General features: G+C 66.7%; 19 protein-coding genes and 1 pseudogene. 8 read left to right on the top strand and 12 right to left on the bottom strand.

All coding sequences use genetic code 11. The features are described from left to right. Positions 1-124: 124 nt before the first annotated feature. The 6 genes from ABH925_RS26330 to ABH925_RS26305 form a co-directional block, all read right to left on the bottom strand. Entirely contained in the window at positions 125-1,417 is a 1,293-nt protein-coding gene (locus ABH925_RS26330; RefSeq protein ID WP_370151456.1) for a DNA sulfur modification protein DndB, read from the bottom strand. A gap of 30 nt (positions 1,418-1,447) precedes the next feature. After that, positions 1,448-2,050 carry a hypothetical protein gene (locus tag ABH925_RS26325; protein WP_370151453.1) on the bottom strand — a complete coding sequence of 201 codons (603 nt, stop codon included), beginning with the start codon at positions 2,048-2,050 and terminating at the stop codon, positions 1,448-1,450. A gap of 141 nt (positions 2,051-2,191) precedes the next feature. Further along, complete coding sequence (locus ABH925_RS26320; protein WP_370151450.1) at positions 2,192-3,025, bottom strand: phosphoadenosine phosphosulfate reductase family protein; 834 nt, start codon at positions 3,023-3,025, stop codon at positions 2,192-2,194. A 2-nt stretch (positions 3,026-3,027) separates the two neighbouring features. Beyond that, positions 3,028-6,585, bottom strand: coding sequence for an ATP-binding protein (locus ABH925_RS26315; protein ID WP_370151448.1), 3,558 nt, complete (start codon positions 6,583-6,585; stop codon positions 3,028-3,030). Then, entirely contained in the window at positions 6,582-7,682 is a 1,101-nt protein-coding gene (locus tag ABH925_RS26310) for a DUF4007 family protein (RefSeq protein ID WP_370151445.1), read from the bottom strand. Before ABH925_RS26310 ends, ABH925_RS26315 begins: the two co-directional genes overlap by 4 nt. 53 nt (positions 7,683-7,735) lie before the next feature. Next, positions 7,736-8,917, bottom strand: a complete 1,182-nt coding sequence (locus tag ABH925_RS26305) for a cysteine desulfurase family protein (RefSeq protein WP_370151442.1) — start codon at positions 8,915-8,917, stop codon at positions 7,736-7,738. A gap of 426 nt (positions 8,918-9,343) precedes the next feature. Between ABH925_RS26305 and ABH925_RS26300 the strand changes: the two genes are divergently transcribed. From ABH925_RS26300 to ABH925_RS26275, 6 genes are all read left to right on the top strand, one after another. Continuing rightward, entirely contained in the window at positions 9,344-10,957 is a 1,614-nt protein-coding gene (locus tag ABH925_RS26300) for a DEAD/DEAH box helicase (protein WP_370151440.1), read from the top strand. Further along, positions 10,954-12,822: an ATP-binding protein gene (locus tag ABH925_RS26295; protein ID WP_370151437.1), complete on the top strand. Its 1,869-nt coding sequence runs from the start codon at positions 10,954-10,956 to the stop codon at positions 12,820-12,822. Before ABH925_RS26300 ends, ABH925_RS26295 begins: the two co-directional genes overlap by 4 nt. Beyond that, entirely contained in the window at positions 12,819-13,730 is a 912-nt protein-coding gene (locus tag ABH925_RS26290) for a phospholipase D family protein (protein WP_370151434.1), read from the top strand. The genes ABH925_RS26295 and ABH925_RS26290 overlap by 4 nt, the downstream gene beginning before the upstream one ends. A gap of 142 nt (positions 13,731-13,872) precedes the next feature. Further along, positions 13,873-14,529: a hypothetical protein gene (locus ABH925_RS26285; RefSeq protein ID WP_370151431.1), complete on the top strand. Its 657-nt coding sequence runs from the start codon at positions 13,873-13,875 to the stop codon at positions 14,527-14,529. A gap of 215 nt (positions 14,530-14,744) precedes the next feature. Then, a complete protein-coding gene (locus ABH925_RS26280) occupies positions 14,745-15,542 on the top strand; it encodes a phosphoadenosine phosphosulfate reductase (protein ID WP_370151428.1) in 798 nt (265 codons plus the stop codon). 114 nt (positions 15,543-15,656) lie between these two features. After that, the gene (locus ABH925_RS26275) at positions 15,657-16,622 is read left to right on the top strand and encodes an NAD(P)H-quinone oxidoreductase (protein ID WP_370151425.1); all 966 of its coding nucleotides are present in this window, start codon (positions 15,657-15,659) and stop codon (positions 16,620-16,622) included. Between the two features lie 51 nt (positions 16,623-16,673). Here ABH925_RS26275 and ABH925_RS26270 read toward each other — a convergent pair whose 3' ends face one another. Further along, a complete protein-coding gene (locus tag ABH925_RS26270) occupies positions 16,674-17,507 on the bottom strand; it encodes a DUF3800 domain-containing protein (RefSeq protein WP_370151422.1) in 834 nt (277 codons plus the stop codon). Positions 17,508-17,788: 281 nt separating this feature from the next. On the opposite strand from ABH925_RS26270, the pseudogene ABH925_RS26265 reads away from it, so the two are divergent. Next, positions 17,789-18,373 (top strand): annotated as a pseudogene (locus ABH925_RS26265) (zinc-binding dehydrogenase); the annotation flags it as partial. 89 nt (positions 18,374-18,462) lie between these two features. On the opposite strand, the gene ABH925_RS26260 reads toward ABH925_RS26265, so the two are convergent. The 3 genes from ABH925_RS26260 to ABH925_RS26250 form a co-directional block, all read right to left on the bottom strand. Next, positions 18,463-19,392: a hypothetical protein gene (locus tag ABH925_RS26260; protein WP_370151419.1), complete on the bottom strand. Its 930-nt coding sequence runs from the start codon at positions 19,390-19,392 to the stop codon at positions 18,463-18,465. 68 nt (positions 19,393-19,460) lie between these two features. Next, positions 19,461-20,477, bottom strand: coding sequence for a hypothetical protein (locus ABH925_RS26255; protein WP_370151416.1), 1,017 nt, complete (start codon positions 20,475-20,477; stop codon positions 19,461-19,463). Positions 20,478-20,818: 341 nt separating this feature from the next. After that, positions 20,819-21,817: a LuxR C-terminal-related transcriptional regulator gene (locus tag ABH925_RS26250; RefSeq protein WP_370151414.1), complete on the bottom strand. Its 999-nt coding sequence runs from the start codon at positions 21,815-21,817 to the stop codon at positions 20,819-20,821. Positions 21,818-22,076: 259 nt separating this feature from the next. Here ABH925_RS26250 and ABH925_RS26245 point away from each other — a divergent pair, with 259 nt between their 5' ends. Beyond that, positions 22,077-22,346, top strand: a complete 270-nt coding sequence (locus ABH925_RS26245; RefSeq protein ID WP_370151412.1) for a hypothetical protein — start codon at positions 22,077-22,079, stop codon at positions 22,344-22,346. A gap of 294 nt (positions 22,347-22,640) precedes the next feature. Here ABH925_RS26245 and ABH925_RS26240 read toward each other — a convergent pair whose 3' ends face one another. Both ABH925_RS26240 and ABH925_RS26235 read right to left on the bottom strand, forming a co-directional pair. Beyond that, the gene (locus ABH925_RS26240) at positions 22,641-22,820 is read right to left on the bottom strand and encodes a hypothetical protein (RefSeq protein ID WP_370151410.1); all 180 of its coding nucleotides are present in this window, start codon (positions 22,818-22,820) and stop codon (positions 22,641-22,643) included. A gap of 278 nt (positions 22,821-23,098) precedes the next feature. Beyond that, positions 23,099-24,610: non-ribosomal peptide synthetase (locus ABH925_RS26235; RefSeq protein WP_370151408.1), on the bottom strand; the 1,512-nt coding region annotated here is incomplete at its 5' end.

The raw sequence follows: 24,610 nt of genomic DNA, 5'->3' as shown, positions 1-24,610 counted from the left end.
GACGAGCGAGGACGCCCCAAACCACAAGCGGCATCAGTCGGTCTCGCCCATGCACCCGTACTTGGTGCTAGTGGTGTCCACAGCCTGTGGACACCACTAGCACCAAGTACTGCCGGGGCCACGCTCAGTCCGCGTCGACGGGAAGGAGGGCGAACAGCTCCTCAGGCGCGACGGGGTACTTGATCTTCGTTACGTCGAAGTAGGCGCGGAGCGCCCTGCTGATCTGGGCCTTCGAGCGCGGTGCCAGGTGCACCTGCAGCAGGTCGTACAGGAGTTGATTGTTGCCGCTCGCCATTTTGCCCTTGGTTTTGCCCTCCGGCGTCTCGATCCACATGGCAGAGAACGGAGCCGCCGTCATCTTCCAGTCGAGCGCTGACAGCCGCTTCAGCACCTCAGACCATTCCAGCAGTCCCTGCTCGAGAATGTGGCGAACAACCTTGGCGACCTGGTTCTGAATGGCGGGGCGCATGAACGGGTGGCCAGCGCCCTCACGACCCTTCGGGGCCCGAAGATCCTTCCCCGACAGGGCAGCGAGGTACCGTTCCCTCAGGTTCCCGCACGCGTCGAGGAATTCGTGAAGGCGGATGGTCAACAGCTCGAAGCTCTTGTCGAGAAGCTCATCAGTGGCTCGCTGCTTGGCTTCGCCCGTGGTGCAAGGCAGGTCGTAGCCGATCTCCTTGATGATGTCATAGAGGACAGCGATGGTGCTCCAGGCAGGGCTTGACTGATTGCTGATAGACCGTTGAGCGAGGACGAGTTCGCCGTCCTGACCAACCTTGCTGAAGACGAGAACGACGTCGTCACGGCGGAGGAAGCTGTCCTCGTCGAGCAGGCGGCGGGTCAGGATGGCGAAGCTGTCGTCCTCGTCGAGGGCGATGTTCTCCTGTAGATTGGTGCTCTTGGCATTCCGGTTGATGTTGGTGAACAGCCGTCGTGTCCTACGACGTCCATCGGCCGTGTCAAAATGCGGCACCACTATGACATTGATGTCCTCGCGGCCCAGCTCGGGATTCTGCTTGATCGCATCCTTGATGGCCTTGAGCCTGTGCTGACCGTCGAGCGCGAAAAACTGCTGCGTGCCATCGAACGTGAGTACACCGAAGTTGCGGTCCACTCCCTGGAGAACGGCCTGGCTCTCGGAATCCATTGACACAGAAAGGTAATTCGGGTCACCGCCCCAGACTGCGATGATGAGGGCGCCGAGGAATCGGTTCTCGTTGGTGAGCAGATACTCCGTGATCTCCTGCGTTCGGGTGCCGACCCCACGCTGGATCATCGTGCCGAGATCGCGGTTGCCTCCGAGCTCGTGCGCGAAGTTGATCTCGCGCGCTACCTGGGCGTAGCTCATCAGGCAGGAGTAGTAGGTCCAGTTGCCCACCTTGGCCTCGAAGGCGGGAACGAACGTCTTGGACGGCATGAGGTACCTCATTGTCAGGAGGGGTGCGAGCTAGGAGCGGAGTACTGGTTTGGGGACGGTGCTGAGCCGACCTCGAAGAGTGGGACCGCCATGGGTGTTGAGCGGCGGGTTGTACAGGTGCAGGAGGCGGTCTTCCAGGTTCTTGATTGCCGACCGGCTTTCGACGGTCGTGAACCAGTACTCCAGAGGGCGCAGCGCGAGATAGTGCGTAAGCAGGGCGTCCCGATTGCTGGGTGGTTCGCGGGTCCAGAGGCTTTCGGGGTCTCCGCGCAGGTGCTTACGGTAGTCCCGATACCTGTTCCTGAGCGTGTTGCCCATCTGGCCGGCTCCGCCGGCGTGCCCGATGTAGAGGACCTGATGGAAGCGGCCCTCGGTCCGGTCAGCCATGGTGAGCTTGATGGATGGCCGCCAGACGAACATGTAGAGGCCCGGCTCGTCGGGTATGGCGTTGACGATGCCTTCTGTCGCAGCGAGCCGCTCCCAGGGGGAGGCGAGTCGGCTGAGATCGTCCTGTAGCAGCTGATGTGCCGGCACGTCCATCATCGGCGTGATGCCAAGCTGGATCTCGAAAGCGGGGCTAGCGTCCAGCCGATGGCGTATGACCGCACGCGCCGCGGTGTCTGGTGTCGCCATTCCCCCTGTGCTCCGTCTGCGTGACCGTGTGTGATGAGCTGACACATCCTTACACGCACCACCGACAATCGGGCCGCCGAACGGAAAAGGGTCCGGTTGATGACGATTTGTCATCAACCGGACCCTGGACCGTAGTTCTTCCTAGAGGTGGCAGACGGAGCAGCCGGCTTCGTCGTCATCTGCGTCGAGGGCATCCGAGAGGACCTCGAGGAGCGGTCGGTTGGGCTTGACCCGCTTCGCCGCTCGAGCAAGGTTGGCCTCGTGCTTGGCCTGGATATCCTCACGGCGCTCTACGAGCTCGTGCAGGGACTCGCCCTGGGACCAGGTGTAGTCGCGGCCCTGCATCGCGGTGTCCTGGTGGCGGACCTTCTCTTCGTAGGCAACGGCCTTGTCGAAGAGTTCAGGGTGACGGTCTTTAAGGCCGAGCCACTCGTGCTTGCGCTGGAAGAAGCAGAAGTAGCAGCCGGACCGTGTACGCCACTCGTAGTAGGCAGGCAGTCCGGTGCCGGCCTCGTCGAGGATGCGGCCGACGCCCTCGCGATCGATGCCGTCCTCTCGGAAGGGGAAGACCGCGGTGATGTTGGGCTTGGTGCTGACGTAGCCGAGGCGGTTTTCGTCGGCACGAATGGCGACGTAGGAGATCACCTCGTCGTCGCCGACCCACTCCTCAAGGGGCTTGATCTTCAAGTTCTTGGTGCACCAGCGCATCTGGGGGCTGGGCAGAGTGCCCTGGTAGACCTCGAGCCAGTGGTCGAAGTCGCGGTCGGTATTCAGGCGCACGATGGGCTTGCCGACGGCGGCTTCGAGCTTGTTGAGGTACTCGTATGTCTCGGGCAGCTCGGCGCCGGTGTCGCAGAAGAAGTACTCCATCTCCGGCACGCGGTCGCGCATGTAGATCGCGAGGGCAGAGGAGTCCTTTCCACCCGACAGGCCCAGGACATGCCGGACCTTCTTCTCGGAAGCGGTGTCGGTCATTATCACTCCGTCCTCTCAACTGTGGTGGTGGCGGGTTCGGTGACGCGCTGGGCCAGGGCAGCGAGCAGGATCCGGGCACCATCGGGACCGAGGGCCTTTTCAGCCTGCTCTAGGACACTGACAGCGAGGTGTTCGGCTTCCTGCTGGGCCTGCTTGGGCAGGTAGATCAGCGTGCGCTGTTCGACCCCGGCCTTATCTGTCAGGGTGAGCAGCCGGGCGTCGAGTTCCTCGTCGCCGCCTGCAGGAGCGTCGGTTTTGTACAGGTGGCTGACGCGGTCGAGGGCGCTGGCCATCTCGCGCACCCGGCGGGCGAAGACGCTGACGTCGTTGTCCGACCAGTCGCCGAGCGCGGCATGGGACAGTCGGACGATCATGGGGTCCAGCCAGTCCTCGTCCGCGAGGTAATCGTTCGTCGCTATGGCGACGAAGCCGCGCAGCTCCAGGCTGAGTGCAACGCCGGCAAAGCCCTTAAGGCGAGCAGCCAGGGCCCGGCGCATCTTGGGCAGCGAGGACGGCAGGCGGAACTCACGGCTGATCGTCTCGATGACCTCGGCGCGCAGCGCTCGGTCCGCACCCGAGATCTCATCGGCCGCGGCGGTGATGCGTTCGACGTAGCCCTTGTTGCCAGCGGTGCTCTTGCGCTGCTCGGGGGTGATCGGATTGAGCCCGAGGGCCTTAGGGAGTGCCCCAAAGAGCAGTTCGTCCGGATCCTGAGCCGCGATCAGGGCGGAGCGGACGGCGATGGCGTCCTTGCTGAGTCGCTGGGTTCGCCGGGCATAGGGGGTGAGCACCATGACTCGTTCCAGCAGCGCGCGGGTCACCGCAAGGAGGGCCGGGTTGCGAAGGGCCTGCGAGCGGGGCTGTTCCCCGTTGAGGGCTACGGTCAGGTTCTTGACCACGCTGTGGCGCAGGCCGTCACCGACAGGCGTGGCCTTGACGGCGAAGCGGCTGGGGGATTTCACCATGCGCTCAACGGCTTCGGGCGTCAGGCGAGGGAGATAGGAGCCGTTTTCGAAGAGGGCGACATCCTGGCTGCGCACGATGAGGGCGGTCACCACGAGCAGCGGCACGATGCCGGCCTTGACACCGTAGGGCGGCACCATGATGACCCGAAGGATCTGCTCCAGGTTGGTGCGCTCGTGCGCTTCGGTCAGGGCCGTCTCAAGCGCGTTCCATGCCGCTTGGGTGTGCGCGTGGGCTGGGCCGGGCCGGGAGAAGCCGTAGGGCAGAAGGGAAGGGGAGGACTCGTCGGCAGCTGCGGGGTTCTCGCGGTGTAGACCCATGTAGGCCAGCGCGCCGCTGTACATGGCGCGCTCGGCGGGGTACTGGACGATGCCAAGGTACGGCTCGCCCGATTTCTGCAGCATCGCGGTCAGAAGCTCGCGGCGGGCTTTGGCACCCTGGCTGGTCAGCTCGTGTCGGCCGAGCATCTCATTGCGGATGTGCGGTGTTGCCGGGAAGACTCGGTCGCAGGCGATGGAGGCGAGGCCGCTGAGGCCGCGAGCCTCGATCACCTCACCGTCTTCGGAGTCGATGGAGATGCCACAGGGCCACAGTCGCCATGTGGCTCGCTGGGTGGGTGGGAAGAATGCGGCACTTAGGAGGTCGAGGAGCTCGCGCTTAGCACCGGATGTCCGCTGGCTGATCTCCCGCCGTGCGACGGGGTCGAGTGACTTATCGCCCTGCAGTTGCTCTAGTGCAACGAGGTTATACGCGGCTCGAAGAACGAGATCGGGTTCCTCGGTGACCCCAAGTACAACCGGCAGGGAGGACTCGATGATGGGCCGCTCTTCGAGGCTGCCGAGGTGGAAGACCAGGAGGCCGTCAGCGTGGTCGGTCAGTTCGTCGGGGCCAGCGAGGCGCTTGGTTTGTGCGGTGGTGACCTGAACGAAGAGGGCGCGGAGCATGCCCGTGACCTGACTATGCCGGCCCGCAGCCACTGCCAGGGGCAGGTACCGGCCCAGGCGCTTAACAACGAAGGCGTCGTCGAGGTGGCTCCGCGCCTCCCTGAGACGCTCTTCGATGTCGACGTCGGTGCCGCGCCAGGCGCGGTACTCGCCGTTGAAGGAGCGGTATCCCAGGAACCCACCGGTGACGAGGCTGTTGAGCTGCTCCTCCAGCGCGGCGAACGCCTTTGGGTCGGTCTCGCCCGGCTCATGCAGCGCGTAATAGACCATCGCGGCGGTTGCCCGCAGCGCGCCGTCCTCGTCGATCAGGTTGAGCATGCCGACTGTGCGCAGCACGCTCTGGTCCACAGTGGACAGGCCGTTGGCCAGGGTTACGCGGGACTCGATCTCAATCCACTTGCTCGCATTGGTGGATGCAAGAAGCGAGGTGCGCCCGGAGTCGAGGAAGAAGTCGTACAACTGCGGGAGTTTGACGGTGCTGGCGCGGCGCGGCTTGTCGCTCGAGGACGACTCTAGGGAGCGGCGGACGGTGCTGGGTTCGTCGTTGTTGAGGAACCCGGTCAGGCTGCGGTCGTGCTGGCCAATCTGCGCGGCGAGGAACGGTGCAGCGGCGGCAGTCAGCGGGTGGAGCGGGTACAGGTCCGCGAAGTCTTGCGCCTTGAGGACGACGACATTGTTGAGGCCGTGGTCGCGCCATGTCTCCTCGGCCGCTTCTGCGTATGCCGAGATCAGCTTCTGCCCGGACGCTGAGACCCCAGAATGATCAAGGCGGCGCCGCATCAGCTGGACCGCGTCGCCGAGGTGGGGGGCGAAGGTGATGTTCTCGAAGCGGCCTTGGATCTTCGCCCACTCGCGGATCTGCAACTCGCTGGACTGCGCCGCGTAGTCGAAGAACGACATGTGCTGGAGCGTCATCATGAACAGCGGCAGCCCCTTGGGACCGGCGCTCTTCTCAGCTAGTTCCTGCAGCAGGAACAGGTCCGTCTTGGCGGTGGCGAACTCGCTGTGACCAGCTAGGTGTTCAAGGGTCTTGCCGAACTCGTCGATGACCAGCAGCATGGGCTGCTGCGCGCAGAGGGCGGTGACCGCGGCGATGACGTCTTCGGGTCCGGTCGTCGAGGGGTTGGAACACCGTGCGAGTGCTGCAGAGATCGACTTCGGCATGCGGGTGGGCCACCGGCGCTCAGCCGCGGTGCGTACGGCCCGCGACAGAGTAGTGACGAGCGGCTCGCGGCGGGCAGTGGTCACGGCGCCGAGGAAGCCCGACGGCGCCAGTTCCGCGCGGGTCGCCTCCAGACGGTTGGCCAATCCGGGACTTGTGGCGGCCAGTACCTCTTGTGCTTCGGTGCGGCGTGCCTCGTCGTGCCCGAGGAGAGCATCGATGAGGTTGACGAGCGTGGACTTGCCCGAGCCGTATGCACCAGTAAGCGACCAGGAGCGGGGACGGCGCGGGTCAGAGAGGGCGTTGGCCAGCCGGTCAAGGACGTCCAGCGCTCGGGTCCCCACATAGGGTGAGTGCAGTTCGTCCAGAACGTCGCGTTCCACGTTGGTCGAGCGCATCTTGGAGCCGACGAGCCGGATGCCGGCGGGAAACTGTGTGCCACCGGTGGTCTTACGGGCGGCCCTAGGCCGTGTGGGGGTTTCGGTGGTCACTGGGATGTCTCCTCGATCAGAGGGAGCTGTTGCTCAACGGCATTGCGAAGTTCTCGGGCCTCGGAGGCGGCGAGCTTGGGGTAGGCGCTGGCCCACTCCTGCCGGGTGGGGAAGTCCGATTGCTTTCGCACATGGTCGTACTGGGCGTCCAAGACTTCCCAGGCAAGGTCGAAGGGGTCGGCTGTGAAGACAAGGCTGCGCTGGCCCACGGCTTCGATGAGATTGAGGCCGGGAGTGGTGGCCGCGACACGCTCGATGGCCGCCGCGATGTCGGGTTCACGGATGCGGAACGCCCGTCCTGGACCGCCATGCTCGTTGGCTAGCCGGGCCAGTGAGATCGAGCCGGCGTTGCGCGTCATAGTGGCGGCGTAGTCCAGGCAGGCGTAGGCGATGATCCGGTCCGGAAGGGTGATGCGGGTGCCAGTGGTGAACTCCCACTCCGATCGACCAGAAGAGGGTTGATCCACGGTCTCGATCAGACCTAGTTCGCGGAAGGGGCAGGCCAGCAGGTCCTCGAGCGCACCGGGTGCACCCCCCTTGGCCCTCTTAGCCGGGACGTACATCTTGGTAATGCAGTCGACGTCCTTGGCGACTGATGCCTCGACCGGCCCCTCCGCGTAGGAGAGGTTCACATGCCGGACGATCAGCTCGGTCATGTCGGATGCGGAAAAGCGGGCGAACGGGGCGAGCTGGAAGGCGACGTACCAGGACGGCGCCCAGCTCTTGGCGCCTGGACGGGAGCTCAGCAGCCACCAGTGCAGCAGCCAGAGGCTGCCCTGCTCCTCCAGATACGGGTCGGCCCCGTTCTCGTCGAGCAGCCAACGTGCCTCCCATGTGGGGTACGAAAGCATCGCTCGGGAGTTAGTCTCGTCGCCGTAGTGCTCGCGGGTCAGCTTGAACGCCCGGGACCAGTAGCGCATGGAGTGAACCATGTTCTTGCCGACGCCGAGCAGGACCGGGGCGTCCTCGGCGAGGAATACCTCCGGGTTCTCCTTCACCTGCATGTAAGCCTTATGGAGCCACCCGAAGCGCGGCGCGAACGTCTCATGGCGCGCGAAGGAGGGGTGGGCGGCTTCCGTGAGCCGGCTGTCTGACATGCGAGGCGTTCTCCGTTGTCCGGTCGGTCTTGGATGATCTTTGGGCAGGCTGGTTACGATGCGACGGACATGGCCTCCTGTACGAGCCGCACAGCGTGGACTGTGGAGGACACGGCTCTCTCGATGTCATGAGCGGTGGTGGCGTACCCGAGGGAGAACCGGATCGTGCTGTCTGCCTCTTCCCGGCTACGGCCCATGGCGAGGAGCACATGGCTCGGGCTGGGTGCGCCGGAGGAGCACGCACTCCCTTCCGAAGCTGCCACGTCTGGCATCGCAGCGAGAACCGCATCCGCCGGGGTGCCCGGAAACGTGATGCTTGTCACTCCGGGCAGACGTCGGTTCCTTGCACCGTTGATCCGGCAGTCGCCAACCTGCTCAACGAGCGCTTCCTCCAAGGCGTCACGCAGGCACGCGATGCGGAATGCTTCGTCGGCCATGGAAAGTCGGGCGGCTTCGGCAGCCGCTCCGGCGCCAGCAATACCTGCCACGTTCAGGGTGCCAGCCCGCCAGCCGCGCTCCTGCCCCCCGCCGAAGAGCAGCGGGCGGTAAGGCAGCCGGATGCCCCGGCGGACGAACAGAGCCCCGACCCCCTGCGGGCCGCCGAACTTGTGCGCGGATAGTGACAGGAGGTCCAGATCTGTTTCGGCAAGATCAATCGGCAGGCGGCCGACTAGCTGCGTCGCATCGGAGTGGACCAGGACTCCGGCGTCGTGGGCGAGTTGCACGATCGGCGCGAGATCGGTCAGTACGCCCGTCTCGTTGTTAGCCGCCATCAGCGAGACCACCGCCACTCCACCTGCGACCAGTGCCGCATGAAAGCCGTCCAGGTCCACTGCGCCGTCAGCATCGACAGGCAGCGTCAAGAGCGACCCGGGCGCATCGATGGTCAGGGCCTTCGCTGTTTCGAGTACCGCCGGATGTTCCACCGCGCTCGTCACCAGTCGGCCCCCGACGGCAAACGCCGCTCGCAGGGCGAGGTTATTCGCCTCGGTGGCACCGGAAGTGAAGATGATCTCCCCAGGTGAGCAGCTCAGGAGGTATGCAACCTGACGGCGCGCCAGGTGAACCCGATCGGCGGCATCGCGCCCGGATTGATGAGTACTCGACGCGTTACCGACGGTGCGCATCGCAGCGAGGGTCGCTTCCAGCGCTTCGGGGCGAGTGGGTGCTGTCGCGTTGTAGTCAAGGTAGACCGGACCCACATCAGGTGACTGAAGTGTCACGCTTAACCCCATTTCGCTCCGCTCTGACTGCTCAACTGGTGGAGGTTCTCGTCCGGCACGAGCAGCTCCACCAGTAGTACTCTCGCGATCCTAGCCGGAGGGAGGGGCAGGCAGGGCGGAGGCCGTCACTTCTGCACCTCAGAAAACATGCAGTGCCATTATATCGAACAAATGTTCCCATATTGCGACTTTGGCATAGAGCGTGGTGAAAGCTGTTACCCAGCAGGGGAGTTAGGGGCAGCCAATGCCTGCCCTGCTGCCGTGCAGCGGGATTCCCAGGCATTGCCGCGGGGTGTCAGTGGGCAGGGCTAGGGTTTGATCACCAGCCAGGCGCGCGGGGAAGGCCACACCGCACTCCGGCGATGCGATCGGGCCGGACAGAAGGGGATGCACCGCGGTGTACAGCGACGACAGAATGCACGCAGACCAGGCCAGGGCATGACGGGTTCGCCGGGCATCGCGTTCGAGACGGTCCTCGGCGCTGCACCCCTGCCCTACATCCGCAGCCTCCTCGGCGAGCAGGCCTGTGACCTCCTGGACCTCCTGCACCAGGGACAGGACACCGAAGCCGCGCTGCGGAAGGTCGCGGCATCGGCCGTTTCCCCCGAGCGGATCATCGGCGACCCGTCCGGGCGTGCCGCGTTCCTGCAACTGTTCCCTGAGGGAAAGCGCGTCGAACTAGCCGGTCGTCTCGGCGGGACCGGAGCTGCCGATGACTTCCTCGCGTCCCTGCCCTGGTCTCCGGAGCAACGCCGCACACTCCTGGGCTTTCTCGGACTCGTTGTGGAGCGGGTGCCCGAGCCGCCGCCGACCTTCCGAGGCTCCAGCGCGCCGCAGTACGGGCTCTTCCCCCACCAGCGCCTCGCTGCAGGCCGTGTGCGGCGACTCCTGTACTCCGGCGAGCGGCGAGTCGTCTTGCACCTGCCCACCGGTGTCGGAAAGACGCGCACCGGCATGAACATCATCTGTGACCACCTGCGCCAGCGCGAACCGGCCGTCGCGGTGTGGCTGGCACGAGGGCGTGAGCTCCTGGAGCAGGCGGCCGTGGAGTTCGAGAGCGCCTGGGCCGCACTCGGGAACCGAGAGCTCTCCGTGGTGCGGATGTGGGGGGACGCGCCGACCGACCTCGACGGCATCGAGGACGGCATCGTGATCCTCGGCCTCGACAAGGCCACTGCCGCCGCCAGCGCAGACCCGACTTTCCTCGACCGTCTCGGCATGCGCGCCACTTTCACCGCCTTCGACGAAGCCCACCAGGCCATCGCCCCGACCTACCGCCGGACCGTCGATGCGCTCACCTTGCGCAGCGACTCCAGCCTGCTCGGCCTCACGGCAACCCCTGGCCGGACCTGGGCCGACATCGCCGAGGACGAGAAGCTGTCGGATTTCTTCGCACGTCAGAAGGTGATGCTGGAGATCGACGGCTACGACAACCCTGTCACTGCCCTCATCGAACAGGGCTACCTCGCCCGCCCGACCTTTCACACCGTGGCCGCCGAGTCCGGCACCACGCTGAGCAGCCGGGACAGGCAGGTCCTCGCCGCCTCCTTCGACATCCCCGACTCCCTCATGGCCCGGCTCGCCAACAACGTGCAGTGGAACCTGCAGGTCGTACGCACGGTGCTCGACCTCAGCCAGCACCACCGCCGCATCCTGCTCTTCGCGGCCTCCGTCGAGCACAGCCGCCTACTGGTAGCGATCTTGTCGGTGCTCGGCCTCGATGCCGACCAGGTCACAGCCGAATCCTCCCCACGCCACCGCGACCGGGTCATTGCGCGGTTCAAGGGGCCGAGCACCAGGCCGATGGTTCTCTCCAACTACGGCGTCCTGACCACTGGCTTCGATGCGCCGGCCGCGAGCGCAGCCGTCATCGCCCGCCCGACCCGGTCATTGGTCCTGTATAGCCAGATGGTCGGACGGGTCATTCGCGGCCCGAAGGCAGGCGGAACTTCAACCTGCGACATCGTCACCGTGATCGACCCCGCAGTCCCTGGCTTCGGAGACGTAGCGGAAGCATTCACCAACTGGGAGGACGTGTGGAAAGCCCGATGACCTCGAAGTACTCGATCGTCACCTCTGACCTGACGGTCAAGGCGCTGCAGGACAGCGGTTACAAGTCCACCGCCCACGCCATCGCCGAACTCATCGACAACGGCCTCGAAGCAGATGCCGATCTCGTTGAGCTGTTCGTAGTGGAGGGCAACGAGCACACCGGGAAGCGCACGCAATACCGCGTCGAGAAGATCGCCGTCCTCGACAATGGCACCGGGATGGACCCCGAGACCCTGCGGCAGTCCCTGCGCTTCGGTGCCGGCACCCGGCAGCATCGCAAGGGCATCGGCCGCTTCGGAGTCGGCCTGCCCAACTCGAGCATCTCGCAGTGCAACCGCGTCGACGTCTGGTCCTGGACCAACGGACCCGAGAACGCTCTCCACACCTACCTCGACCTCAGCGAGATCGCCCGGGGCCTCGAAGAGGTCCCGGAACCCAAGCCCGACGCCGTGCCCGACGAGTGGCAAGCCCTCTCCGAAGGGCTCGGCCGCTCCGGCACCCTGGTGCAGTGGACCGACCTCGCGCGCGTCCAGTGGCGTGGAGCCCAGACCACCGTCACGAACACCGAGAGCCTGATCGGGCGGATCTACCGGCGCCTCCTCGCCAAGGGGAAGCGGATCAAGCTCGTCCCCGTGCGCGGATGGGCACAGCTGCCCGATGCCGGCAACACCCGCCCGAACGACCCGCTGTACCTGATGGCCCCCAGCTCCACACCCGCGCCATTCGACAAGAAGCCGATGTTCCGCGCTTACGGCGCAAGCAACACCGGCGAGATCGGCGTGGAGAGGTTCATGGTCCGGGCCGCGGACGGTCAGGAGCACCCCGTCCTGGTGCGCTCCTCGCTCGCAGTGGAGGCGGCACGCCGCACGGACATTGAGGGAGAGCCCTGGCCGGCGAACGTCGCGCTCAGCCTCAAGCCCGGGGAGACCCCCTGGGGCAAGCACGCCGCGAAGAACCTCGGCATCTCCCTCATCCGAGCGGACCGGGAACTCGACCTCGACACCGGCTGGATCAACTCCTACGACCCGGTCGAGCGCTGGTGGGGCGTCGAGATCGACTTCCCGCCGGCCCTCGACGAGGTCTTCGGCGTGACCAATAACAAGCAGTCCGCGACGATCTTCTCCAGTCTCGCCCACTTCAACTGGCGGGAAGAGGCCGCAGGGCTGACTTGGGAGGAGTACCGCGAGGAGCTGCGCGACGAGGGAGACCCTCGTCTTCCGCTCATCGAGATCGTCTACCACATCCGCGAAAAGCTGCTCGGCCGGCTGCGCACCGAACTTGGCCACCAGACCGAGGGAACACGGTCAAGCCGCAAGCGGCACGAGACGGCCGAGATTCAAGCCGAGGTGGCGGTCCAGCGCCGGCGCACCGAGACCCGACCGAGCCTGACCGACCAGCTTGCGGAAGAGACCACTGAGGAGGTCAGCAAGCAGCTCCAGTACGAGAGCCTGGTCGAGACGCACCGCTACAGCCCGGCCGACGCCCAGCGCATCATCGAAGAGACGATGTCGCAAGGCAAGCACGTTCGGCTCCTGACCAGCCGTAATCCCGATTCGCCGGCCTTCTTCAACGTCGAGTACATCCCGGGCATGCTCCAGGTCGCCCTCAACATCGACCACCCGGTCTACAGCGACCTGATCGCTGTCCTCGACGGGGACATCGAAGGTGCAAGCCGGGAAGAGCTCGCCGAGCGCCTCACCTCCGCCGCCAATGCCTTCAAGCTCATCCTGATCTCCTGGGCAAGGTTCGAAGACGAGCAGCCCGAGAAGCCCCGCGAGCGCGCGAAGAAGATGCGCCAGGACTGGGGCCGCCTCGCCAGCGAGTTCCTTGGTGCCAGCGACGCCGACGATGAGGACGACGAGTGACGGTCGACCATGTCTGGCTCCAGATCGAGAGACTCCTCGCCACCGCGACCAACCGCGTCGTGCTGGTAGCGCCCTTCATCAAGAAGGAGGTCTTCCAAGCGACGCTCGACGCCGTGCCTGCGGAAGTCGAGGACATCACCTGCATCACCCGCTGGTCCGTCGCCGAGGTGGCTGCTGGTGTCTCCGACCCGGAGATCGCTGAGCTGGCACAGCGGGACGGGCGCGCCACCATCCGGCTGCGCCACAACCTGCACGCGAAGCTCTACGTCGCCGATGACCGCTGCCTCGTCGGGTCCGCCAACCTTACGGGCAAGGCCACTGGCCGCGTGCCCGCGGCGAACATCGAGCTCCTCGTTGAAACCGGCGTGGCCCACGCGGAGGTTCAACGGGTCCTGGCCGCGCTCCAGAACGGCACGGTGCCGGGAACAGTGGAGTTGGCCGCACAGATACGTGAGCAGGCCTCCCTAATGCGGGACGACGAAGACAGCCCTCGCGTTGTCGTGCCCGGCCAGGACGAGCAGGCGACGCGATGGCTGCCGGAGACGCGCAACCCGGACCGGCTCTACCGTGTCTACAACGGCCGGCACCGCCACATCGGGGGTGACGTGCTTGCTGGCGTCCTCCGGGACCTCGCCTACCTCGACATCGGCCCCGGCCTTGACGAGCAGACCTTCGGTTTCGAGGTCCTGGCCCGGCTCCACGCCATGCCTGAGCTGCACGCGTTGACAGCAGCGGGACGGATGAGCCTCGCTGATGCACAGGCGGAGTTGCTTGGCACAGGAGAATTCTCGGCCGAGCAGGCCCAGCGTGCTGTCGAGACAATGGCGGCCTGGCTTCACTACTTCGACGACGTCCACTTCGTGCCCACGGGCCCCTGGGAGATTCGCCAGGGCAAGGAGCTCGCGTAGCGGCCATGCCAGGAGCTGGGTGGCGTAGCCGATGCTGCGCCGCCCGCTCTCAGTGACCTCGACCTCGACAGCGAGGTCCAGCACGAACCTGAGCGGCGCGGTATTTTGAATGCGCTCAGAACAGGGTTCCATCGTGGCGTGTATGGCGGAGAAGGCACGGGACATGACACAGGTGCGGATTCCGTATCTGCTGGGGCATGCCGAAATCGCTGACCTCGTCGGCATCGAGCGCCAGACCTCGGCGAAGTGGCGTGCTGATGGCACGCTGCCCGAGCCAGATCTCGTCGCCTCCGGCAACCCGTACTGGCTGCTGGACACAATCCTCACCCTCGCTGGCCGACAGGTTACCGAGGAGAGCCTGCACGAGTACGAAGCGAAGCTCCCCGACGGATACCGCGTCCAGACTCGTGAACTCCTGCCCGTCATCATGGGCATCCAGGAAGTCGCCCTTGCCCTCGGCACCGACCAGCAGACGGTGTCCCGATGGCGGCATCGCAAGCGGATCGCCGCAGCCGACCTAGTGCTCTCCCGGTCTCCCCTGTGGCTGCTAGACACCATCACAGCGGACGCCGCCGAGCGAGGGCGCAGCCTTGTGACGGCGCAGATCGAGCGGCTGCAGGCAGGTGAGCGCATCCCGCAGAAGCCTCGAGGCCGGAGGGTGCCCACCGAGCCGCGTTCGCCCAAGAAGCCGCTGCCTGAACCGCAGAGCTTCACCAGCTCCGAGCAGGAGGAAGCAGTTGCCTTCGTTACGGAGATGCTGGCTGAAGGGCACACTGCCGTCGTCCGACCGAAGCGATAAGTAGACCGCACCCAGTAGACCTTCGGCATGCTCGCGCGTGCTTGCATTCACATGCCCTTCAGTGAGAGAAACAGTTGATGGAAGCTATCCTATCCATAGAATCTCTCATGTAGTCCACTCTGAGGCGGATCCATGTCATGCGATACCTGCACCATCACGGCGCCAACCCGCGCGAGCGGCGCACGGTCCACAGGGTGTGGACGGGAGGCTCGCCCATGAGAGCGATCTCCTACGGCGGCGGGGTCCAGTCCACGGCGCTCCTCGTCCTTGCAGCCAAGGGCGACATCGACTACTCCACCTTCCTGTTCGCCAACGTCGGCGACGACAGCGAACACCCGGCGACCCTCGCCTACATCCGCGACGTCGCCGCGCCCTACGCGGCAAGGGCGGGGATCGAACTGCACCAGCTCCGGCGGACACGGCGGGACGGCACTACCGAGACGCTCATGGAGCGGCTGAACCGACCGGACACCCGCTCGATCCCCATTCCAGTGCGAATGGCGAACGGGGCACCCGGGCGCAGATCCTGCACCGCGGACTTCAAGATCAGGGTGGTCGGGCGCTGGCTACGGCAGCATGGGGCTACTGCTGACGCCCCCGCGACTGTTGGGATCGGCATCTCCCTCGACGAAATCCACAGGGCCAACCGCCGCCGAAGCGAACCCCACGAGCGGATCGAGTACCCGTTGCTCGACCTGCGGCTACGGCGAGACGACTGCGAGCAGATCATCGAGGGTGCCGGCCTCCGCGTACCTCCGAAGAGCTCGTGCTTCTTCTGCCCCTTCCGCACCATCGATGCCTGGCGTCAGCAGCGGCGGACAGAGCCAGAACTCTTTGCCCAAGCGGTAGCGCTCGAGAAGACCGTGAACGGCCGACGCGCCGCCCTCGGGCGCGACCCCGTCTACCTCACCCGATTCGGCAAGCCTCTCCCGGAGGCTATTCCCGCCGAGACTGTGCCCATCCCAGAGGACGTGGAAGACGGCGGCTGCGACTCCGGCTGGTGCATGACCTGACTACCCGCAGCCCTGCTGGCAAGCTGGAGAGCGGTTGGCATCGTCTGTCACCGATGACTCGCCAAACGGGCCCGTGAGATGAGTCCGAACGCTCGTGGCAGGTAGCGTCGGAGTATGCGAGCTATCACCATTGCCGCGCCAGGCGGCCCCGAGGTCCTTCAGCTGACTGAAGTCCCCGACCCTGTAGTCGCCGAGGGCGAGGTTCTGGTCGAGGTCGTCGCTTCAGCTGTGAACCGCGCCGATGTCCTGCAGCGGCAGGGCTTCTACAACCCGCCGCCGGGTGCCTCTCCGTATCCCGGCCTGGAGTGCTCCGGGCGCATTGCCGCGCTCGGAGCTGGGGTAGCCGGATGGGCAGTCGGCGACGAGGTCTGCGCCCTGCTCTCGGGTGGCGGATACGCCGAGAAGGTGAGCATCCCAGTCGGCCAGCTGCTGCCCTTGCCGAAGGGGATCGACCTCGTCGACGCCGCAGCGCTCCCCGAGGTCACCTCGACGGTATGGTCCAACGTCTTCCAAACTGTCCACTTGCGTCCGGGCGAGACCCTGCTGGTGCATGGTGGGTCCAGCGGGATCGGGACGATGGCGATCCAGCTGGGCAAGCAGATCGGCGCCACAGTGGCCGTCACCGCCGGCAGCGCGGAGAAGCTGGAGGCCTGCAGCGCCCTGGGCGCGGACATCCTGATCAATTACCGCGACCAGGACTTCGTCGACGCCCTCGGCGACCATGGCGCCGACGTCATCCTGGACGTGATCGGTGCCAAGTACCTGAGCCGCAACATCGACGCCCTCGCCGTCAACGGCCGCCTGGTCATCATCGGTATGCAGGGCGGTACCAAGGCGGAACTGGACATCGGCAAGCTCATGGCCAAGCGAGCGGCCGTCGCCTCCACCAGCCTGCGCGCTCGCCCCCTGGACGAGAAGGCTGCGATCGTCGCGTCCGTCCGGGAGCACGTCTGGCCGCTGATCGGAAACGGCCGCGTGCGCCCCGTCGTGGACCGGATCCTCCCGCTCGCGGACGCCGCAGAGGCCCACCGCCTGATGGAAGGCAGCACCCACATCGGCAAGATCCTGCTCAGGGTTTGACCCCTGAGGGCGCTTCACACGGCAGCAGGCTCGTGATCATCAGATCATGATCTAGGACTGCTTCAGCCCGTCGTCGTCGGCATAGGGAAACGCCTTGTAGGGCAGGACGAACCCAGCCATCATCGACGGCCTGGAGTAGTCATCCTCTCCGAAAGCCCAGTAGTAGAGGTTCGGGTTCTGCGGCCAGATCACGACACCAGCGCCACCGATAGACCCGAGCGAGTGCTTGTGAGCGAGTGGGTAGAGAAGGTCCTTGAGTCCGAGCGCCGCAGGTCGCCCGGCGACCGCGGCCGTGGAGGCAGCGACAACGAGGTCTGCCAGTTGCAGGTGCGGCAAGTGGTGGCTGGAGGCCGTCACGATCGGAAGGACGACCTTCCCGGGCTCAATGTACTCAGTCCCGTGGTTCGTCAGTGCGAGCGTTCCGGCGAGCCACTTGCCCTCTTCGGCCACTCCTCCGCCGGGCTTGTCAGCAAACGCGATGCCGATCTCGTCGTAGTCGCCAAGGTGCATCGAGATGCGCTCGTACAGCCACTTCAAGATCGTGCGTCCCGCCTCCTCCTTGGAGGAAGCGGTGTAGGCCTTCGAGTGGTCAAGAATCACCACCATTGAGCGGATGTCTCGGTCAATTGCCGCTTGGAGCATTCGCCGCCGAAGGCTCGTCACGACCTCACCCCCTGCAGCCGCAAGGAAGCTTCCTTTCGGGGGCTTCCACTTGATCTCTTCGCCAGCCGGGATCCCGAGGTCCTTCTTGATCTCCCGAAGATCCTCGGCAAACGGGAGCACGGACTGCTCCGGGACACTGACGCAGCCCAGAGAGATCAGGTCGCCGATGCCCGCGCGAGGGCAATCCCTCTGTCCACTGTCGTCGATGAAAATCAACCGCATGGTCTGCGCTGTCTCCGTTCGTGCTGCGGGATGCTCGGCGGCTGGTGCCGACAGGCTCCGGATCAGGTTCGCGGCTCGGAGCTGCGACCGCACCCGGATTTGTGCAGAGGCGTGGCTCCGCTGCGCCCTGGATCACCTTGGCGATGGTCCTCACCTCTTCGCGCCATTCGGCAACAAGAATCGCCCTGCGCCCAGGGGCAGGGCACCTTCTTGACAAGCTTCCGGAACGCTGGATCCAGAGAAGATGTGGCGCAGATCACCCTGGGGGTACTGTCACAAGGTCCAACGTCTTCCAGGTCTGCCATCTGCGGCCGGCCGAGACGCTGCTGGTGCACGGCGGGTCGAGCGGCATCGGCACCATGGCGATCCAGCTGGGCAAGGCGATCGGTGCCCGGGTGGTGGTCACCGCGGGCAGCGCGGCGAAGCTGGAGGCCTGCCGGGAGCTGGGCGCGGACGTCCTGGTCAACTATCGCGAGCAGGACTTCGTCGAGGCGGTGGCGCCGTTCGGCGGTGCCGACGTCATCCTCGACGTGATCGGCGCCAAGTACCTCGACCGCAATGTGGACGCCCTGGCCGTCAACGGCCGGCTGGTCGTGATCGGGATGCAGGGCGGGGTGCGGGCGGAGCTGAACCTCGCCAAGCTGATGGCCAAGCGCGCGGCGGTGGCGGCCACCAGCCTGCGCGCCCGGCCGCTGGACGAGAAGGCCGCGATCGTCGCCGCCGTCCGTGAGCACGTCTGGCCGCTGATCGGATCCGGCGTGGTCCAGCCGGTCGTGGACCGGGTGTTCCCGCTCGCCGACGCCGCCGAGGCGCACCGGCTGATGGAGTCCAGCACCCACATCGGCAAGATCCTGCTGCAGGTGTGACGGCGGCTCCGGTGCCTGCGCGAAAAGCTGTGCCCGTGGCCGTCCCCCAGAGGAACGGCCACGGGCACAGTGGAGCGGGGAGGGCAGACCTACGTGGTGTAGTAGCCGTCCAGGTCGGCGATGAGCTGGACGGTGCCTCCGGAGCCGTTGTAGAGGTCGACCTTTCCGTCGACGACGGGGACGACGACCAGGTTGGGGATCGTCTGTCCGGCGCTGAAGTTGAGGTTGGAGACGGTGGGCAGCGGTCGGCTGTCGGGGTAGACGGTGACGAAGCCCGCGCTGGTCGGGGTGACCGCGGTGACGTTCATCGCGACGGCGGTGACGCCGCCGGCGGGAACCCCGGCGGTGTTGTCGACCTGCAGCTTCACCGTCCGCCGTGCGCCGACATGGGCCTTGGGCGCGCCGATGCCGAGCCGCGTGTCCAGGATCCGGGACGGAGTCAGCGGGGTGAACAGGCTGTTGGGCTGCGGTGCCGGGGCGGGCGTGACGGTGTAGGCGCCGGGCAGGTATCCCGGGGAGGGGGTCCCAACGGTGTAGCCGACACCGTTGAGCACCAGATCGTACTTTCCGGGTGCGAGACCGTACGTGGAGAACAGCACGGTGAGCGACGTGCCGTCAGCGCTGACGGAGACCGCCTGGTTCATCTGGTAGTTGCTCGCCACGATGCCGTTGCCGGCGAGGTCCAGCTCGGTGCCGAGAGTGAGGCCGGTTCCCCGCACGACGACCTGATTCAGCGCCCCCGCCGTTCCGACGGCGGGCGAGACCGAGGTCAGCGTCGTGGGTGGGGGAGTGACGCAGCCTCGTTCGCAGACGCCCTGCATGGTGTAGCCGACCGGGGTCGGTGCCGTGCTCGGGGTGACCAGCATGACCGCCTGCCCGGCCGCGTCGTTCGACTGCGTCTGGCAGGTGTAGCTGAAGGAGCCGAGGTTGTTGCCGTTGCAGAAGCCGATGCCGTTCGTCCAGTTGGCGCTGGAGTAGAGGCTCACCCACGGCACCTTGAGGTCTGTCGCCGTGGACACCCCGAACACCCCGAACGCCTGTGACGGCTGGACCTGCACCACGGCGCAGTAGGCGGTGGAGGTCTCGGTCAGGGACCCGTTCTGCGGGGCGAAGCCGTTCGCGGAGAGCTGGTGCGCTGTGCACTGGGGCGCCCAGCCGGAACGCTGCCGTAGGTCTGCTGGGTGGCCGCCAGGCACCCCTGCGGGTTCGAGAGGCTGTTCAGCTGGAGGAAGTAGCTGTCCGCGTTCGCGTTGGTGTCGCTGGCCAGGACGCGGTACGGGGCGGTGCCGGTCAGGGTGCACTTGCCCTGGTCGTCGACGCAGATCTGTGCGCCGGTCGCGTCGTAGACGACGACCGAGAGCTCCTGGTAGGGCGTGGACGAGAGGGCGACGTGCAGCACGCTCCCGCTCGTGATGGCGAGCGAGTAGCAGTTGCCCGTGGCGTCCGCGGCGAGCGAGCCCTGGATCGTCGGCGAGCTGAACGAAGGGTTGGCGACCGCGCAGGAGGTGTCGGAGAGCAGCGCGGTGTACTCCAGCGTGAAGGCGTTGCCTCCGTCTTGGACCTGCAGGGTGTAGGTGCCGGCCTGGGTGGTCGCGCACTGCGGGGCCTGGAACCAGTAGGGCTGCTGGCAGCTGACCGTGCTGCCGCCGGGTGCGGTGACGGTGATCGGCAGCGAGCTGCTGCTGCTCGACGCGGCACGCACGACCAGCAGGTCGGTGGCGTTCGGCAGGGTCAGGGTGTAGGTCTCGGTGCCCGCCGGTGTGGTGCAGGGGTACATCGTGTCCGCCACGACGGCCCCGGAGCAGGTGCTGGGCACGCTGCTGTGGGCGAGGGCGCTCCGGACGGCGGCCGAGTGGAGCGCTTTCGCGTCAGCCTTGGGGCGGACGGGGAGCTGTGCCTTCGTCGGTGCGACGGGCTTGGTGACGAGCTTGGGCTTCGCGGCGGTGGCGGCGGACGTCCCGCGCGTCGGCGTGGTCGACGCTCCGGCTGTCCGTGTCGCCGTTGTGGTGGTCTTCGCCGTTCCGGCCGGCTGGGACGCGACCGCGTACGCGGTGCCGGTCGGGCCGACGAGCGCGGCCAGCACCGCGACGAGCAGCGTGAGCACGCCCCACAGGCGGCCGGTTCTCGATCTGAGTACGGTAATTGCTGACATTTTGCCTGCTTTCCCCCTCTGTGAGCCCAAAGCCTGCCCCCATGGAAATCACAGCGGGCCCCTGGGCAGCCGGAGCCTAGCAAGCACATTCACCTGCGCCCAGGCGCCCCCGGACTGCGACGATGCGGCCGTGGGGCCAATTCCTCAACGATGTGTCAACGGCGAATTCGCCGCCGTCGAAATAAGCGCAGATGAGGGGAATAGCGTCGGCACCTGAGGTGTGACGGCGGCTTCCGGACCGGGCCTGTGGAGAGGCCCGGTCCGGTTCGCGGCCAGGGGCTCGCGCCCAGGGCTCAGCGGTGGGCCGACGAGGAGAGCCAGCCGTGCTCGGTGGCGAGGAAGCCGGCCTGGAACCGGCTCCGCGCGCCCAGCTTGCTCATCAGATCGGCGATCAGGCGCCGCACGGTGCGGTCGGAGATGCCGAGCTTGCGGGCGGTGGCCTCGTCGGTGTCGCCCTGGGCGAGCATCCGCAGCAGCGCCTTCTCCTGGTCGGAGAGGCCCTGTTCGTCCCGCTGCTTGGCGATGCCGAGCGGCGTGGCGGTGTCCCAGATCTGCTCGAACAGCGCGCACATCGCCGCCACCGCGCCACTGCCGTGCAGGACGGCGGCACCCGCACGCGGGGACTGCGGGTTGAGCGGGACCACGGCCGTCTCCCGGTCGACCACGATCATCCGCAGCGGCAGCGTGGCCGTGGTGCGGACCTGGCCGCCCCGCTCGGTGAGCCAGCGCGCGTAGGCGATGGTCGCCGGGTCGTTCCGGACCGACTCCAGGTAGACGGTGCGCATGTCGACGCCGCGTTCCAGCAGCTTCATGTCCAGCGGGCGGCTGGAGTCGCGGGCGCCCTCGGTCTGGGCACCGCTGGGGACAAAGGTCAGCACCTCGAAGCGGGTCGACGCGGTCAGCCGCTCAAGGCGCTCGCGGATGGCGTCGATGCCGACGAGTTCCTCGACGTCGGCGGCGCCGGTGTGGCGACCGCCCGCGGTCTCGGCGACCACGACGGCGAGGGCGGCCCGGCCCTGCTCGATCTGGTGCTGACGGGTCAGCAGTTCCGCCTGCTGGCGTGCGAGCAGGGCCTCCAGTCCGAGTTCGGGAGTGACCGGGCGCAGCGCCAGCGGATCCTCCCAGGATGGGCGGAGCAGCGCCAGCCGGGCGAGCTCGTCGAGAGCTGAGCGCACGGTGTCCCCGTCGAGTTCCAGGTGTGCGGTCAGTTCCTCGGCATCCGCGTCGGGACGCCGCAGCATCGCCAGGTACACGGCCTCGGCAACCGGATCCACCCCAAAGGCCTCAAGCATGCATTCCCCCAAGTGACCACGTTGACATGGTCATCATAGGTCGTCCGGTGTCGGCCAGGCACTATGCGGCCAGGCTTCTTCCATGGAATTCGCTGGAAGCTCTTGCCACGCTTGGTGGGTGTATTTCGTATGTACCAGACTGACAAGGGGACATCCGGCGACGGCTGTGGGAACCGCTGCCCTGTGCGAGGAAATTCGGCAGGCGGCTGGACCGGGTGATGGATTGGTCCACGTTTACGCGCAACCGTCCGATGCCGGCATGGACCTCGTCCTCTTTGTGATCGCTGGCGCGGTGGAGACCGCGGAGGATTCGGCGGCGGCGTTGCTACGGCGGGCGCTCGCCTCCTCCGGCACGGGCTTGGTGCTCGACCACTGCGCCGTGGAGCTCTTCACCCCTGCCGCGGAGGCCCTGCTCGGACCCGACCCGCGGCTGGGCGTGTCGCGCCAGGAGTGGGTGCTGTGGGCGATGGGGCCCGACGCTCCCGACCGGACGGAGGTGCCCGGCGACGGGGAACCTGACGCCTGGTGATCAAGCAGGCCTGCAGGCCATGGCGCTGCGAGGGCCCCGCATCGATGCGTCGGTACGCGTCGCTGCCGGGCCCTCGCCGCGCCGGCTCCCCAAGTCGCCCTGCAGTCACGGAAGTTTGAAGAGCCACCGATCCGCCGTCGGTACCGCGTGAGCGCATCGAACCACCGGTGGGACCGGTACCCGCACCGCAACGACGTTGGGGCGCCTGCGATGCAGGCGCCCCAACGTCATGTCCGGACTTTCTTCCTATCGCCGCCGGGGATCACCGGGGGCGAGTGGTGCGCGTCGATCCATTCAGACGCAGCCGCTTCCGTCCCACGTCATGCTCAGCGGGCACACGGTGTTGGGAGAGACGCCGGAAGCGCGAACCACGGTCGTGCTCGGCTTCACCGCGGCACCCGCCGCGAAGGTGGTGACGAACGGAAACGCAAGACCCAGACCGAGGACCACGGCGACTATTCGGATCGAGCGCATGAAAGCTCCCTGAGAAGATGAGAAACAGTATGGACGAGAACGGTTCGGAATTCTGAGGTCCCGCGGTGACTTCATTTCCGGTTCCGCCTGCAGGGACAACTCTGCGCTATCCACGCTCCTCACACCACGGGTTTGCGTGTCCAACCCGTGACTGTCCGGTTGCGGACAGCACTGCCCGCCGCCCCACCGCCCCGCCGCCCGCCGGTGGGGCGGCGGGGTAGCGGGGCAACGGGACGGCGGGACCGCAGGATGGGACGCCCCGGGCGGGCGCGGGTGGGCTATCGGCCGGCGGCCGCCGCGAGCTTCTCGTCGATCGCCGCGGCCAGCGCGCTGACAGCCGCGTTCCCGTACAGCAGACGGATGTTGACCTTCACCCCGAACTTCTTCCGGAGTTGGCTGACCACTCGCATCGCCTGCAGCGAGTTGCCGCCGATCGCGAAGAAGCTGTCCTCCGCGCCGACCTGGCCGAGCGTCAGCACATCGGCGTAGATCCCGGCCACGCCCTCCTCGGTGGGGGTGCGCGGAGCGACGTACTCCGCTGCCGCGCTGCCGGCGTCGACCGGGTCGGGCAGTGCCCGGTAATCGATCTTCCATCCGGCCCGGATCGGTAGTTCGTCCAGCACCACATACGCTGTGGGAACCATGTATTCCGGAAGCAGCTCGGTCAGACGGCGTCGCAGTTCGTCGACGGTCGGCTCGGTGTCCTCCGAGGTCAGATAGCCGACCAGCCGGTTCTCCCCGCGGGCGTCCGGACGCATCACCACCACGGCCGTGCGAACGCCGGGATGCGACCTCAGTGCGGCCTCGATCTCGCCGAGTTCGATCCGCAGGCCGCGCAGCTTGACCTGGTTGTCGATCCTGCCGAGGTACTCGATCTGGCCGTCGGCGTTCCAGCGGACCAGGTCGCCGGAGCGGTAGACGGTGCGGTCGGGGTCGAACGGGTCGGCGATGAACTTCTCCGCGCTCAGCTCCGGCTGGTTCAGGTAGCCCTCGGCCAGCCCGGCCGGGTCACCGCCGATCAGCAGTTCCCCCGGCACGCCTCTCGGGACCAGGTTCTGCCACTGGTCCACGACGTAGACCTGCCGGTTGACCTGCGGGCGGCCGATCGGCGGCGCGGAGCTCCAGTGGGTGTGCTCCAGGCGGTACTCGGTGCAGGCGATCGCGGTCTCGGTGGGGCCGTAGAGGTTCGCGAAGGTGCGGCCCGGCAGGTTCCAGGTGTTGACCACCTCGGCGGGCAGCGCCTCGCCACCGGCCATCACGTACTTCAGGTCGGGGTAGGGCCCCGGTTCGACCAGGGACAGCATCGCCGGGGAGAGCCCGATGAAGCTGAGCCGCTGCTCCCGGATCAGAGCCGCCAGCGCCTCCGGGGACTCCCCCTCCTCGGGGGCGACGGCGACCACGGTGGCGCCGACCAGGAAGCCGGTCCACATCTCGCCCTGCGACATGTCGAAGGAGAGCGCCGCCTGCTGGAGCAGCCGGTCCTGGGGTCCGAGGTCGAAGGTGCGGCGGTAGGCCTCGGCGAAGAGGGAGACGGCCTGGTGGGCGATCATGACGCCCTTGGGGGTGCCGGTGGATCCGCTGGTGTAGAGGATGTAGGCGAGGGACTCGCGGGTGGCCCACTCCTCCAGGGGTTGGTCGGTGGGGGTGGTGGCGATGGTGTCCCAGTCGGTGTCGATCTGGACGGTGGTCCAGCCCGAGGATTCGGGCAGGACGTGCTGGAGGGTGGAGCGGGTGATGACCAGGGGTGCGGCGGTGTCGCGGATCATGAAGTCGAGGCGGTTGGTGGGGGC

It is taken from the genome of Streptacidiphilus sp. EB129, from assembly GCF_041262645.1.
GTDB lineage: Bacteria > Actinomycetota > Actinomycetes > Streptomycetales > Streptomycetaceae > Streptacidiphilus.
Note: the sequence above shows the minus strand (reverse complement) of the source record. Positions and strands in the feature narration are given on the sequence as shown.